At 44.8% G+C, this 14,753-nt stretch carries 14 protein-coding genes; all 14 read left to right on the top strand.

The window, feature by feature from the left end:
• The first annotated feature begins 23 nt into the window (after nucleotides 1-23).
• The 14 genes from brxL to ACTNEN_RS05520 all read left to right on the top strand — a co-directional run bounded on the left by brxL (nucleotide 24) and on the right by ACTNEN_RS05520 (nucleotide 14,751).
• On the top strand, nucleotides 24-2,135 hold the full coding sequence (brxL, locus tag ACTNEN_RS05585; RefSeq protein WP_441205055.1) for a protease Lon-related BREX system protein BrxL: 2,112 nt from the start codon (nucleotides 24-26) through the stop codon (nucleotides 2,133-2,135).
• 1 nt (nucleotide 2,136) lies between these two features.
• A complete protein-coding gene (locus tag ACTNEN_RS05580) occupies nucleotides 2,137-2,967 on the top strand; it encodes a DUF6414 family protein (RefSeq protein ID WP_441205054.1) in 831 nt (276 codons plus the stop codon).
• Entirely contained in the window at nucleotides 2,960-4,087 is a 1,128-nt protein-coding gene (locus ACTNEN_RS05575; protein WP_441205053.1) for an AAA family ATPase, read from the top strand. Before ACTNEN_RS05580 ends, ACTNEN_RS05575 begins: the two co-directional genes overlap by 8 nt.
• A gap of 69 nt (nucleotides 4,088-4,156) precedes the next feature.
• The gene (locus ACTNEN_RS05570; protein WP_441205052.1) at nucleotides 4,157-4,753 is read left to right on the top strand and encodes an RNA 2'-phosphotransferase; all 597 of its coding nucleotides are present in this window, start codon (nucleotides 4,157-4,159) and stop codon (nucleotides 4,751-4,753) included.
• Between the two features lie 47 nt (nucleotides 4,754-4,800).
• Nucleotides 4,801-5,547 carry an 8-oxo-dGTP diphosphatase gene (locus tag ACTNEN_RS05565; RefSeq protein ID WP_441205051.1) on the top strand — a complete coding sequence of 249 codons (747 nt, stop codon included), beginning with the start codon at nucleotides 4,801-4,803 and terminating at the stop codon, nucleotides 5,545-5,547.
• Nucleotides 5,548-5,768: 221 nt separating this feature from the next.
• A complete protein-coding gene (locus ACTNEN_RS05560) occupies nucleotides 5,769-6,143 on the top strand; it encodes a helix-turn-helix domain-containing protein (RefSeq protein ID WP_441205050.1) in 375 nt (124 codons plus the stop codon).
• 122 nt (nucleotides 6,144-6,265) lie between these two features.
• A complete protein-coding gene (locus ACTNEN_RS05555; RefSeq protein WP_441205049.1) occupies nucleotides 6,266-7,624 on the top strand; it encodes a hypothetical protein in 1,359 nt (452 codons plus the stop codon).
• Between the two features lie 172 nt (nucleotides 7,625-7,796).
• The gene (locus ACTNEN_RS05550) at nucleotides 7,797-8,078 is read left to right on the top strand and encodes a helix-turn-helix domain-containing protein (protein ID WP_441205048.1); all 282 of its coding nucleotides are present in this window, start codon (nucleotides 7,797-7,799) and stop codon (nucleotides 8,076-8,078) included.
• Between the two features lie 474 nt (nucleotides 8,079-8,552).
• A complete protein-coding gene (locus ACTNEN_RS05545; protein ID WP_441205047.1) occupies nucleotides 8,553-8,948 on the top strand; it encodes a type II toxin-antitoxin system PemK/MazF family toxin in 396 nt (131 codons plus the stop codon).
• 26 nt (nucleotides 8,949-8,974) lie between these two features.
• Nucleotides 8,975-9,208: a DNA-binding protein gene (locus ACTNEN_RS05540; RefSeq protein WP_441205046.1), complete on the top strand. Its 234-nt coding sequence runs from the start codon at nucleotides 8,975-8,977 to the stop codon at nucleotides 9,206-9,208.
• Nucleotides 9,209-9,289: 81 nt separating this feature from the next.
• Complete coding sequence (locus ACTNEN_RS05535) at nucleotides 9,290-10,510, top strand: tyrosine-type recombinase/integrase (protein ID WP_441205045.1); 1,221 nt, start codon at nucleotides 9,290-9,292, stop codon at nucleotides 10,508-10,510.
• A 152-nt stretch (nucleotides 10,511-10,662) separates the two neighbouring features.
• Nucleotides 10,663-11,910 carry a tyrosine-type recombinase/integrase gene (locus ACTNEN_RS05530; RefSeq protein ID WP_441205044.1) on the top strand — a complete coding sequence of 416 codons (1,248 nt, stop codon included), beginning with the start codon at nucleotides 10,663-10,665 and terminating at the stop codon, nucleotides 11,908-11,910.
• Between the two features lie 297 nt (nucleotides 11,911-12,207).
• Nucleotides 12,208-12,675: a hypothetical protein gene (locus ACTNEN_RS05525; RefSeq protein WP_441205043.1), complete on the top strand. Its 468-nt coding sequence runs from the start codon at nucleotides 12,208-12,210 to the stop codon at nucleotides 12,673-12,675.
• A gap of 156 nt (nucleotides 12,676-12,831) precedes the next feature.
• Entirely contained in the window at nucleotides 12,832-14,751 is a 1,920-nt protein-coding gene (locus ACTNEN_RS05520; RefSeq protein WP_441205042.1) for an OPT family oligopeptide transporter, read from the top strand.
• The last annotated feature ends 2 nt before the right edge of the window (nucleotides 14,752-14,753 follow it).

Raw genomic sequence — 14,753 nt, 5'->3', positions numbered from 1 at the left:
GGGAAACAAGAGAAGGTGTGAAAATGGGTGCAGAAGACGGAGCGACAAATAGAGATGCCATCCGTGAGAAATTACGGGAGAATTTTCAGGGGAAGATCGTTCGAAAGGATCTAACAAAGAAGATTAAAGAAGGAGCGAATGTTCCAGTCTATGTACTGGAATTCCTCCTTGGACAATACTGCAGCTCGGATGATGAAGAGATCATTCAGGCAGGTGTGGAGAATGTGAAGCAGATTCTGGCGAACAACTATGTCCGTCCGGATGAAGCGCAGAAGATTCTCTCACTCCTTCGTCAGCATGGGAGCCATACGATTATCGATATGGTTTCTGTGGAGCTGAATATCAAGAAAGATCGCTATGAGGCGTCCTTCACAAATATGGGGCTGACTGGCATTCCGATCGGGGAGGAGTATCCGACGAAGTATGATCGGCTGCTCTGCGGTGGGATCTGGTGCATCGTACAGTTGGAATACGAATCGGATGAGGATTCCGATATTGAAGGCTATGGAGAATTCAATGATAAGGGCGTTAAGTACAAGAAGAAAAAGGACTTCTCGCCGATCAAGGTCCGGTCTCTAACGCCTGTACAAATGCCGCATATTGATTTGGAAGAGCTGAAGCAGGGGAGAAAGGCATTCACCAAAGAAGAGTGGATTGATGTATTGCTTCGCTCTTCCGGCATGGAACCGGATGCCTTTACCTATCGCGAGAAATGGCTGCTTCTGGATCGAATGCTGCCGCTGGTTGAAAACAACTTCAACTTCTGTGAGCTTGGCCCGCGTAGCACCGGAAAATCGCATCTGTACAAGGAAATTTCTCCGAACAGCATTCTGGTGTCCGGTGGTCAAACGACAGTTGCAAATCTCTTTTACAACATGGGCAGACGTCAGGTGGGATTGGTCGGCCTATGGGACTGCGTTGCTTTTGATGAAGTTGCCGGAATCAACTTCAAGGATAAAGATGGCGTGCAGATCATGAAGGATTATATGGCTTCCGGCTCCTTTGCACGTGGCAAAGAAGAGATCGCTGCCTCCGCTTCTATGGTTTTTGTCGGTAACATCAACCAAAGCGTAGATGTGCTTCTGAAGACCTCCAGTCTCTTTGATCCATTTCCACCGGAGATGGGAACCGATACGGCTTTCCTTGACCGTATTCATTGCTATAACCCCGGCTGGGAAATCCCGAAATTCCGCCCGGAACACTTTACGAACGACTACGGCTTTATTACAGACTATATGGCGGAATTCATGCGTGAGCTTCGGAAGGAGAACTTTGGCGATGCCCTGGATCAGTACTTCCGCCTTGGTCGGAACCTGAACCAGAGAGACACCATTGCCGTACGCAAGATGGTTGACGGTTACATCAAGCTTCTGTATCCGGATGGCAGCTTCACAAAAGATGATGTGGCGGAGTGTCTGACAATGGCGTTGGAGATGCGGCGCCGTGTCAAAGAGCAGTTAAAGAAGCTCGGCGGCATGGAGTTCTATGATGTGAATTTCTCCTACATCGACAATGAAACATTTGAAGAACACTATGTGTCCGTTCCAGAACAGGGCGGTGGCAAACTGATCCCGGAAGGTATGTGCAATCCGGGACAGATCTATACCGTCTCCCGTGGCAAGAATGGTATGATTGGCGTTTTCCGGCTGGAAAGTCAGATGTTGCCAGGCAATGGAAAATTTGATCGCACAGGTATTGGCTCAGATCGGGAATGCAAAGAAGCCATCGATACGGCATACAATTATCTGAAGGCAAATGGTAACCGGATCAGCGGATCCATATCGACAACAGCGAAAGACTACATCATCAATTATCAGGATCTGCAGGGTATCGGCATGACGCATAAGCTGGCATTGCCGACGCTGATTGCATTGTGCTCCATAGCTCTGTCAAAACCAGCACAGAGTTCACTGGTGGTACTTGGGGAAATCAGCATCAGCGGAACCTTGATGAAGGTGGATGAGCTAGCAAATGCTCTGCAGGTATGCCTTGACTCCGGGGCAAAGAAGATTTTGCTTCCGATCACATCAGCGGCAGATCTTGGAACGGTACCGCCGGAGCTGATGGGGAGCTTTCAGATTATCTTTTATAACAGCGCGGAGGATGCGGTATTTAAAGCCTTAGGAGTTGAGTGACTTGGATACAAAAATTTGTAAAATCGTTTATTTTGATGAAGAATCTACCACTGATTATGTTCAGATAGTCGCTGGTGGTGCAATGGAAAAAACGGAAGAGCTTTTGAAATCTCATGCCAATGATGCGGAGGCATCAGCAAAAGCCGGAGCAAAATTAGGATTTAATGGAATAATAAAAGCCTTAATTGGCTTAGAGGCTACGGGGGAAGCAGGGGCGTCAGGAAGTATTAGTGTTCAAGGAAGTAAGATAGCTAAGAATATCATCAAAAATACGATGCTTACCGATTTCTTGGGAATAATTGAAGGAGAGGGCTCCCTTGGAAAAGCTGCAGCAAAATCAAAAAGAGGAGCGATAAAGAAATTTTCTGGATATAGTATATCCGTTGAACCGGACTCCCTCTCATATATGGTAATGCTTGCTCCATATCTTGGTATGCTTAAAACTGGATCTACAATACCAGCCGGTGATTTTAATTTTGCATTGGAAAAGATGGACAGTGCGTTAAAGAATGCAAAAGGATACTACGAGTTTGTAGCGACAAAAGGAAGATCGAAGGTTGTTTTAAGATTTAACATTAATTCGTTTAGAAACGGATATAAGATCAATGATCTCTTAAAGATGGATCTGAGTATATATGCCATAAAAGTAGGAAAAACGAAACTGGAGATGTTAAATGTCAGTAAGGAATTAGGAACTAATTTTTCAATTGTCCCTAAGGATAATCCGGACTTTGAAGAGGCACATATCAACACTGAAACAGATGAAAAAAACAAGAATGCAGTCTTAGATGTATTTGATGTTTTATTAGCAGGTGTAGAATCGGATGACTGACAAAATTACGATATTTATTGGCTCAAAAAGAGATTTCAATAACTATATTAATAATCGTATTGATCCTGATGAAGAAACCATATCTTTTATGGAACTAATTCAGCATTATAATGCTCGAATACGCCCATCCGATTCAGGCGTAAGGGAAAGAGATTTATCAAATCTTATAAGCGTTAATAATTGCGTTGTTCGTGCAGATGACTATGGATCCGTTTTAGAACATGTGATTTCAAATTTTGCAAATGTGGTCGCACTAAATTACGATATTGGGCATTTATACATACAGAACCCGCCTAGAAAGGTTTTAGAGTCTCTTAAATCATTCTATGGCGACGATATTGAATATACGGGTTCTGAATATACGAAATTAGACAGAACAAAATTGCGCGAGGTATATCAAAATCTTTGCCGCGATATACTCGGACAAGAAAAATGCAAAAAGCAAATGATTAGCGGTATGTATCGCCTGATTTCACAAAATAATCAAAAACCGATTGTACTCATGTTCTATGGACCGTCAGGAGTTGGAAAAACGGAAAGCGCTAAATGCATAAGTCGTACTATGGGTGGCGAGTTGCTCAGAATTCAATTTTCAATGATGCAGAGTGCTGAAGCTTTTAATTATATTTTTGGTGCTGAGCATTCAAAAAACAGCTTTGCAAGAGATATGTTATCCAGGGAATCAAATGTTATTTTAATTGATGAATTTGATAAAGTTCATCCTACTTTATATAATGCATTTTACGAATTATTCGATGAAGGAGTATACGTTGATACAAATTATAACGTGGATTTGAACAATTCTATATTTTTGTTGACAGGTAATTATCAATCTGAGGAGCAAATAAAAAAGGAGCTTGGCCCAGCAATGTTTTCACGTATAGGTGCTTGCATTTGTTTCGAGGGTCTTACAAAGGAGCAGAAACAAGCTATTGTTACAAACTGGTATTCAATCGTTTTAGGCCAGCTTCAGAAGGATGAGCAGAACGTAATCAAAGATGCACCTATTTTAGAATGGTTCAAAGAAAACGCCGATCGGTATGACAACATTAGAATATTAAAGACGAAATTGGAAAATGCTATTTTTCAGAAATTAACTGAGGAATTTATTATAAAATGAGATCCGCATTATGTTGAATGCAAACAATTGGTGGGGAAAACATTGGATAGCTTGAGCAGGCAATGATATATGACAGGTTCATTGAAGCAGGAAGAAGGTGTGAAAAAAGCAATGGATGACGATCAGGTAAAATTCATCAGCAAGAAGATGTCTTACGCGCTGCGCCATAATCCGGACAAGTATAGTATCAGGCTTGATGAAGAAGGATTTACTGATCTGAAGATCTTCCTGCGTGCGATGAATGCCATATATCATTTTGAGCCTGCACTTACGAGAGACGGCATTCAGTATGTTATAGATCATTCTGACAAGAAGCGATTTGAAATGACTGAGACGAAAATCAGAGCGCTCTATGGGCATTCGTTTCCTATGACGATTCGTAAGAAGCAGGCGGTTCCTCCGGACATTCTGTATCACGGTACGGCACATCGTTTCTTAAAAAACATTATGCAGCAGGGGCTCCTTCCCATGAGCCGTCAGTATGTTCATCTGTCAGCAGACCAAGAAACTGCGCGTCAGGTAGGCCAACGGCGGGATTCTTATCCGGCGATCCTGCAGATAGATGCAGCGTCAGCGTATGTTTCCGGTATTCGGTTTTATATCGGAAATGACAAGGTGTGGCTAAGTGATCCGATACCGCCGGAATATATCAGAATCCTTGTATAACTACCAAAGACACCAATTCATTGCAATTTACTGAAATGTAGGTTTATATGAGTAAACACATTAAGGTCGATGGCAAATTGCTTCAGGCCAATAAGAGCTACAATCAACTCAAACAAAAGCAGAAAGATAAAATTGCGCAATGGATGTATGAGGAAACCAGGGCGTACCATGAGCGAACAGGAAATTTCCCTACTGCCGGAACGGGTGATGAAGTGGCTGAGGCGGTATATGCCAGGATTGAAGCTGCAGACATCTGGATTCCATACGGAGAAATTGCAGGCAGATACAGTCAAAAGCGGATGAAGATCTGTGAGCGCATCTGGAAAGAAGATACCATCCGGAAGCATCCGCCGGAGCAGGTCATTTTCATGAATATGTGCATGATCTGCCGCGGCGACGATGTGCTTGCACTGGACAAGGTCAATAATTCATATACTGGTACTACTTTTCCAGGTGGTCATGTAGAGCTAGGTGAAACATTTCATGATGCGGTGGTACGCGAAGTATTTGAAGAGACTGGTCTTCGTATCCAGAATCCGGTGTTGAAAGGCATTTATCACTGGTATCGTGATGGCTTTCATAATGTCGGGTATCTTTATCGCGCGGATGAGTTCACTGGAGAGCTGAAGAGTTCCGAAGAGGGTAGAGTATACTGGATCTCCCGGAAAGAGTATGAGCAGAAGGAACTTGCTGTCGGCATGCACCGCGTGGTGCAGATCATGGACAGCGACAGATTTTCCGAATGCTTCATGGATGTGAAAGAAGATGGATCGATAGAGGAGCATATGTATTGAATCTTGTTTTTTCTTGCTGAAGGTGGACAGATCATCGGAAAGCCATAAATAATCATTTAGCACAACGACAGCATTAAAATCACAGAGATATTTACCATTCTTTTCCTGAAAATTATGAAAAGGTGGACATTGCGTGTGAATGGTGGACAAACCACAAGTTCTCACAAGATGTCCACTTTTTTAGAATAAAGGTGGAAGACAAAAGGAAAGGAGTGGTGGCATTGCAGAGTGTTGCGGAAACCGATAACAAGACTGACAAACAAATAAGAAATGCAGCAGTTGGCCGCCGCATCCGTGGGGCTCGTCTTGAAAAAGATATTAATCAGAAGACACTGGCTGAAAGGGTTCAGATGGATCCAAAATATCTGAGTCGAATTGAAAACGGTCATTCCGGTGTTTCACGCGAGCTGCTGTTACGTATCGGCCGCGAATTAGGAAAAGGGTTGGATTATTTCTATATTGATAATCCGGAGCTGGAAGCAGCGTATGCTTTGGATGCGGAGTTCGCACAAAAATGGAAACAATGCAATAAAGCGCAGAAGCTGACGATTCTTAATATCATGGATGCGGTATTGAAATCGCCGATAAGAGAATAAATAATGGTGCATAGTAGTTTGCCGCCATTCACACAGAATAATTGGACTGATCGCAGGACTGCCAGGCACCGCCGAGGCGTTCTGCGATTTCGCGTTTTACTGGGGTGATGGGAGGTGACATTATGTTAAAAAATTATGAATTTGATCCGGATGAAATCGATTTAAGTAAATGTTCGCCAGAGGACATCAAAGCTGCTCTGGGAATATCCCAGATGCTTGTTAGGCTTGAAAGTCAATTCCGTCGTGATCTTGATCCGAAGACAATTATTATGAAGGTGTTGAAGCTTACCTGTAGCTTCTATGGAGGTGACTGGGCAGGCGTTTTGGACATTGATCCGGAAGTAGGAGTGTGGACGGCGCATTGGTGGTATAACGTGGAAACTGACGGTATGACACCAACGAATTTCAATGAATTTGAAAATGTATCGGAGTATGTTACCTGGGCAAAAGCACTGGATGAAGAGCGGACACTCTGTATTCCAATGATCGATCCGATGACAGAGCAGGAGAAAATCCATTACAGGCGACTGGGAACGAAAACGGTGATTGCCGCGCCATTTTATAAAGGCGCAACAGGTTTCGTGGTTGTCCGGAATCCGACACAGTATGAAATAAATCTGGATCTGCTGAAGCTGGTTGCGTACGTCGCATCCTGTGAATACCACGATTACCGTCTGATTGACAGCTGCAAGCATCAGCTGAGGCCGGAATATATCAGGAATGAAAATGATGTCTACATTAACCTGTTCGGAGGACTTGAGATTGTCACTGTCAACGGCGTCATCAGGAGTGAGGAAATCAATCCTTTAAAGATTGCCCCACTGATTGTTTTCCTCAGCCTGCATCGGAATCATGCATACAGTGCCTTCAGTATTGCGCAGCATATCTTTCCCGATGACCCTGATGCTGCGGAAGATTATGCCAACAAGATCAAATACCACATCTATACTTTTCGTCAGAATTATAGTGAATTATTCAGCGCAGGAGAACTGATAGAGACAACAAAAACCGGTTATCGGTTCTCTGAAAAACTTCATATCACGATTGATACAGAGACGTTCGGGCATATCTATAAAGTTGCTAGAAATACTTCCAATCTGAATGACAGAGTCCGGCTGCTGGAGAAGGCAGTAGATATTTATAAGAATGACATTTACCCACCTGCTTCGACAGATCCATGGCTGATGCCGACAGTTATGAGCTACAGCAAACAATACTTCAGTGCAATAGAAGACCTTTTGAATTTGCTGGATAAACGCCATGATTATTCTGCCATTCATGATTTTGCAGTTGCTGCGATGGAGCACCATACAGGAAATGAACGCCTCTATTATTGGATGATCGTTGCGATGATCGAACGTCATCAGCTAAACATGGCTGCCAAAGAATGTAAGGCTGCACGGAAGCATTTGTTCTATGAAGATCAGAGGAAACTGGAAAAAGAAATAAGTGAAAGATATCCGAATTATAAGCTAAAATAATGGAAACTGATATACAACCAGAATCCAACCGGAGAATCAACTAGGATCAAATGAGACTTTGATTTCCCACCGTAATACAACTGCATATTCCACCAGAGAGACCACTCCCGAAGTGTAAGGTAAAACCTGCAATCGCGATTTGCAGATCTTACAAACAAGGAGTGGTCTTTTTATGTTTAATGCAAAGGAAATCGGACAAAGGGTCCGTGTTTTAAGAATGCGTCGCGGTATTACTCTCGAATCTCTTGCGGAGCAGCTGCACTGCAGCCGCAGCCATATTTCACAGGCGGAACGCGGTGTAAGGAGTTATTCCATCGATCTTCTGATCGATATTGCTGCCTTCTTTGATGTCAGTCTGGATTATCTGATCCTGGGGAAACCGGCAGTTGATGGACAGACCAGAAGAGAACTTCTGCAGATCGTTCAGGAGCTGCTTGCCATCGCAAATCAATAGAAAAAGGCACCATATTATGGTTCACAGGGCACCTTGCTGTGACCTCGAAGAAGTTCTTACATACGACTAAGCTTGAATCAGAAGCGGTGATACCGATTCTGATTAAAATGATCTTTGAAAACTGAATACCATTCACTCGGTACATTACTTCCTGCAGGAGCCTGCCGTACGCCATGATGTCCATCGGGACGCAAGCGGATACATACGGCAGAAAAAATCAAGCATGCAATTTGATCAGCGGTGATTGCAGGAAGGGACAATGATACTTCCGTAATTCGCGGTCCGGTCACAATGCAGGCGGGATGGTGAGACTCCAATGGAGCAGCGATGCAGGCTGCCGCCGATGTGAAATCCCAGACTTCCGGGGTATAGGAAAAATACAGGAAGACCCATATCAGAAGAAAGCGTTGCAGATGGGCGAAAACTCATCTGCAATGTTTTATCCATAACAGAGCTTATGGGATTGGAGGAAGCATGATGAGAAAAGGCTGGATTTACCGGAGAGGCGATATCTATCTTGCTGATCTCGGTAAACCAACAGGATCACAGCAGGGAGGTGTCCGGCCCGTTGTGGTTCTGCAGAATGATGTCGGAAATTATTATTCACCGACAATTACCATTGTGCCGCTGACCTCGAAGTTTATGAAGAAAAACAAACTGCCGACACATTATCCTCTGCGGTCGGCAAAAGGACTGCTTCGACCGTCAATGGCATTATGCGAGCAGGTAGGCACTTATGACAAGAGCTGTATCCTTCGGTACCTGGGAAAGGTAAGCCGGGGGCAGATGCGCGGTATCGATGAAGCCGTGAGAAGACAGCTTGGATATTACTTAGATGAAAGCCGGACAAGACATTATAAGGAACGTTAGCAGCGTGGAGAGGAGGTGACGCATTTGTGGAAGCACTGATCAAGAGAAAAGATGCCGCAAAGATTCTCGGCATCAGCGTATCAAAGCTGGATTATGAAAGGATGAGTGGAAAGATCGCATTCATTCAGTATGTCGAAAACGGCTGCGTTTATTTTACGGAAAAAGCGCTGCGTGATTACACGGAACGTGCGACACGCAAGGCGGATCCGGTCAATACCAGACTGACAAATAGAAGATTCCGGAGAACAGGTCACTCTTAATAATCGACATCGTGGTGCTTCTGCGGTGGTTCTGATAGAACGGCTTTAAGGATCATTCTACAATTCAGGAGGTATTTGAAAATGACAGTAAATCGAAGACGTCTTCCGAGATACAAAACAGTAACCATTCATGGAGACACTTATTATCGGACGTATGTGGAAACGGCGGAGGGTAAAAAGGTTGCCCTTTATGGAAAAAGCCGCGAGGTTCTGTATGAGAAAGAACAGGCTGCATTGGATCACATTGATTCCATTCTGCTCGGGAAGAAATCCCCGACTGTAAAAGAGTATTGTGAGAAATGGCTCATCATGCAGTCAGTGCAGGTTCGTCCGACAACTCTGATTGATTATCAATCCAAGGTACGCAGACATATCATCTCTCAGCTTGGAGATAAAAAGATGACGGATGTGACACTGGATGATATTCAGCTTGCCATGGTTTCTGTTTCAGATAAGTCGGCTTCGGTTTATAAATCGGTAATAGTTCTGTATAAGCAGATCTTCCAGTCGGCTTATCACAGCAAAACCATTGATAAGAATCCAACATTTTATCTGACGGCAAAGGGCGGAGGGGTTCCGCAGAAAGAACGGATTCCGCTGACCGATGAACAGTGTGAAAAACTTCTGGATGCCGTAAAAGATCGAGAGCCAACATTTACGTTTGTGATGCTGGGCTTATATGCGGGTCTGCGGAGAGAAGAGATTCTGGCGCTTCAATGGGACTGTGTTTTCCTGAATGCGGATGCACCGTATCTGTCCGTGCAGCGTGCATGGCATACGGAAAATAATCATCCGGTGATTACGGATGAACTGAAGACTACCGCTTCGCGCAGAAACATTCCACTTCCGGATTGCCTGTTTGAATGTCTTTCGAAAGTGAAAGAGCATTCGACTTCGGACTTTGTGATTGCTAACGATAAAGGTGAGCCGCTTACTTACGGGCAGTTTAAATTGCTTTGGAAATATATCGATACAAGAACAGCCGGTGAAAAGCATTACTTCAAGTATGAAAATGGCGTCCGGGTAAAGCATACGTTTGAGGCAAAGCTGGGAGAGAAGGCTGGACATAACGGACATGTGGTTTACAGTCTGGATTTTAAGGTGACAGCACATCAGCTGCGTCATACGTACATTACGAATCTGATCCATGCAGGTGTGGATCCGAAGACAGTGCAGTATCTGGCAGGACATTCCCGCAGCAAGATAACGATGGATATCTATGCCAAGGTCAAGTATCACCAGCCGGATCAGGTCATCAATCAGCTGGCGGATGCATTTGACGAGTGGGATGACGAGGATTGATTCCTACTAATATATATTAGAAAGAAGGGCGAGGGAAAATTGATTCCTTCGCTCTTTCTTTATGCCCTGAATCGACATCCTTAAGCGATCCGTACTGTTCTGATACAAAGAAATTGTTAGAAAAAGCCAGAGCGAAAGGAGTGTGATCAGCAATGGCAGAGAGAGTTGAGAGAAAAAGAAGTGTTCCTAATTATGGGACGCATGTAATTCATGGACATTCATACTATCGGACAAGAATAAAGGATATCAACGGAAAGGTTCGTCCACTTTATGCGAGTACGCCCGAAGAACTATATGAGAAGGAGAAAGAGCTCCGGGATGAAATTGAGGATGAATTGTTCCGAAGAGAAAATCCGACAGTCAGAGAATACAGTGAGAAATGGCTGGAAATGCAGTCGCCCAGGCTGTCTTATGCAACGATGAAAGGCTATCAGAATGCGATTAAAAATTACATAGTCAAACCGCTTGGCGATATGTATATGTCAGATGTCCGGCTGGATGATCTGAGAGTTGCGATGGTACCAATCTCACAGATGTCATCGAAGACTTATGATCATGTAAATATGCTGATCAAACAAATCTTCAAGTCAGCATTGAGAAGCGGATTCATTGACTATGATCCTTCTGAGGAGCTGCCGGCAAGAGGCGGCGTTCCGGTGAAGCCGAGACAGGCTCTTACAGATGAGCAGGTGAAGACACTGCTTGCTTCAATCAAAGAAACGCCGGTTTACCTTTTTATCCTGATCGGTCTGTATGCAGGACTTCGTAGGGAAGAGATCCTTGGCCTGCAGTGGGATTGTGTATTTCTGGATGCGGAAACACCTTATATTTCCGTACGGCGGGCGTGGCGCTCAGTCCACAACCGTCCGGAAGTAACAGAAAAGCTGAAATCCAAAGCTGCCAGGAGAGATATCCCGATACCGAAAATATTGCAGAAAGCTCTGCAGAAGGAAAAAGAACTTGGGAAGGGAAATTATGTTATTACACCGAAGGAAGGAGATGGTCCAATATCTTATTCACAGTACACACGGATCTGGAATTACGTAAAAGTGAGATCGACCCTGGAAAGAAGATGTTACAAATACGTCAACGGTCAGGCAATCAGGACAACAATCCAGCATGAGAAAGGGGAACCGGTCAGCAACAACCACAGCATTCACTGCGACATTGATTTTTACGTATCACCGCATATGCTGAGACATACCTACATCACGAATCTGATCTATGCGGGTGTGGATCCGAAGACGGTGCAGTATCTGGCAGGACATGACAACAGCAAAACAACGATGGATATTTATGCCAAGGTCAAGTATAATGACCCAAGAAAGCTTTCTTCCGTTGTGAAGGAAGCACTTGATAGAAAACCATCAGATAATACGGACAGCCAGGAAAAAATATAAAAAATTTAGGCCATTTTCCAAGTTACGTAAGTGGATAATTCCAAGCAGAAATGGCTTAAAATAAGGAAAATTGAGCATTTCCCCAATGAGTACGGTCTCAAGGCAGCAAGACGTGCACCTCAGTTCAGCAAGCGTTAATTACCTGCGTTTTACAATCAAAAGCAAAAATCCTGGAAGCTTCGGCTTGCCAGGATTTTTTGTTGCTTTTTTGTATATTGTAAATATGTAAATATTGACATGTTAATATTGCCACTATACAATGCCTATGATAAGAACAAAAGAAAGGATTGGAATCGTATGTTTTTAAAAAATCATTTTGGAGCCATCGTAACCGTAATCTTGTCCATCATCATGGGTGCAGCAATGTCACTTGCGGCAGTTGTCTGGGATCATATGGAATTTAATTTTTCCAATGTTTATAAGGTCTGGTCAATGATTACACTGACTGTCCTCATGGCAAGCCTTGTGCTCCCGTACAAAATGTGGGGTGACCGGCTTGGCAGGCTGCTCTCGCTTAGGGAGGGAACCGTAATATATAAAGCAGTTACTGCACTGGTGCCGACGCTGATCCTTAATACCTGTAATACATTGCTTGTGGTTGGAGCCAACGTATTTTATAATCCTGAGATTCCTGCGGAGCTGCAGCCGCATGCATATATAAGCGGAGTCCTTCATGACTGGCCGTTCATGCTTGTTATAAGCTATTGTATCTCTTTTTTAGCGGAAGCCGTAGGAACAGCATATGCTAAAAAAATTATCAGATAATGCTTGCCTGGCGTTCCGGTCCGTATTTTGGCAGTAATCTGTGATATTATGATTGTATATTATGGCAGAAATTAGTATAATGAATACCATGAATAAAATAGATTCTACGGTATCGGGGGAGATACTGTGGGATCATGTAGAGAGGAGTTCCATAAAATGGACAACACACAATTTAAGCCATATATACCGGCGGAGAAGATTGTCCCGGAAATGACCGCGCTATCGATCATTATGGGCATGATCCTTTCTGTCGTATTTGGCGCAGCTAATGCATACCTTGGACTCAGGGTAGGCATGACCGTTTCCGCATCTATTCCGGCAGCCGTAATTTCCATGGGCGTGGTCCGGGTACTGTTGAAACGTGATTCGATTCTGGAAAACAACTTTGTACAGACCGTCGGTTCCGCCGGTGAGTCTCTTGCTGCCGGTGCCATCTTTACCCTGCCTGCAATGTTTCTCTGGGCAAAGGATGGTATTATGGAGAAGCCGGGACTTGTAGAAATCATGATCATCTGTCTTTTTGGTGGTCTGCTCGGCGTATTTTTTATGGTTCCGCTCCGGAATGCGCTGATTGTCAAGGAACATGGCATTCTGCCGTATCCTGAAGGACAGGCATGCGCCGAGGTTCTGCTTGCAGGTGAGGAAGGCGGGGCATCCGCGTCAACCGTATTCGCAGGACTTGGAATTTCCGCGGTTTTTAAATTTGTGATTGATGGTCTGCAGCTTGTGCCAAGCGAAATCAACACACCGGATAAGGGCATGGGCTCTTATGCAGGACAAATCGGAACACAGATCTATCCTGCGGTGTTTTCTGTAGGTTATATCTGTGGCCCGAGAATTTCCTCCTATATGTTTGCTGGTGGAATTGTATCCTGGATGATGCTGATTCCGCTGATTGTGCTGTTTGGCTCATCGGCAGTGATGTATCCGGGAACCGCGCCGATCGGTGAGATGTTTGCATCCGGTGGTGTCGGTGCGATCTGGGGCTCCTACATCCGTTATATCGGTGCAGGCGCGCTTGCAGCCGGCGGTATCATTTCACTTGTAAAGTCTCTGCCGATGATTCTCCGGACCTTCCGTGATTCTGTAAAATCTCTCGCCGGAGGTCAGGGAGAGAGCAATATCCGGACAGACCGGAATCTCAGCATGAAGACCGTCGTTATTTCGATTGCTGTACTCATTGTATTGATTGCTGCAGTACCGGTGATCCCGGTCGGCATCGGCGGTGCCATCCTGATCACAATCTTCGGCTTCTTCTTTGCCGCGGTTTCTTCACGTATGGTTGCTATCGTTGGTTCCTCCAACAACCCGGTTTCCGGCATGGCGATCGCAACGCTGTTGATCTCAACGGTGATCCTCAAGGCAACCGGTGTCACCGGAGCTGAAGGCATGAAGACTGCCATTGCCATCGGAACCATCATCTGCGTTATCGCTGCGATTGCAGGCGACACCTCACAGGATCTTAAGACAGGCTATCTTGTAGGAGCGACCCCGATCAAGCAGCAGTATGGTGAATGCATCGGTGTCGTAGTTGCCGCAATTGCGATCGGTGGTGTGCTGTACCTCCTGGATGCGGCATGGGGCTTTGGAACGGAAGAGATCGGTGCGCCGCAGGCTATGCTTATGAAGATGATCATTGAGGGCGTCATGGGCGGCAAGCTTCCCTGGGGACTTGTTTTTGCCGGAGTCATCCTTGCAGTTGTCATCGAAATCCTCGGCATTCCGGTGCTTCCATTTGCCATTGGTGTGTATCTTCCGGTACAGCTCAATGCCTGCATTATGATCGGCGGACTGGTACGTCTTTACTATGACAAGAAAAAGTATCAGAATGAGAACGAGCGGACGGCACACGTGAATCGTGGCGTACTTTATTGCTCCGGTATGATTGCAGGAGAGGGTCTTGTCGGTATCCTCCTGGCAGTATTTGCGGTCGCAGGACTTTCCGAAGGGCTGAACCTCTCCGGACGCTTGAATCTCGGATATGGCGCAGGTGTAGTCGCAAGTGCAGTGGTATTTGTACTGATGATTGCTCTCACCATCCACTTTATTGAGAGAGGCAGCAAGACCAAAGCATAAGC

Source organism: Oribacterium sp. HCP28S3_H8 (genome assembly GCF_052064775.1).
Taxonomy (GTDB): Bacteria; Bacillota; Clostridia; order Lachnospirales; family Lachnospiraceae; genus Oribacterium.
This window is presented reverse-complemented; position numbering and strand designations above follow the sequence as displayed.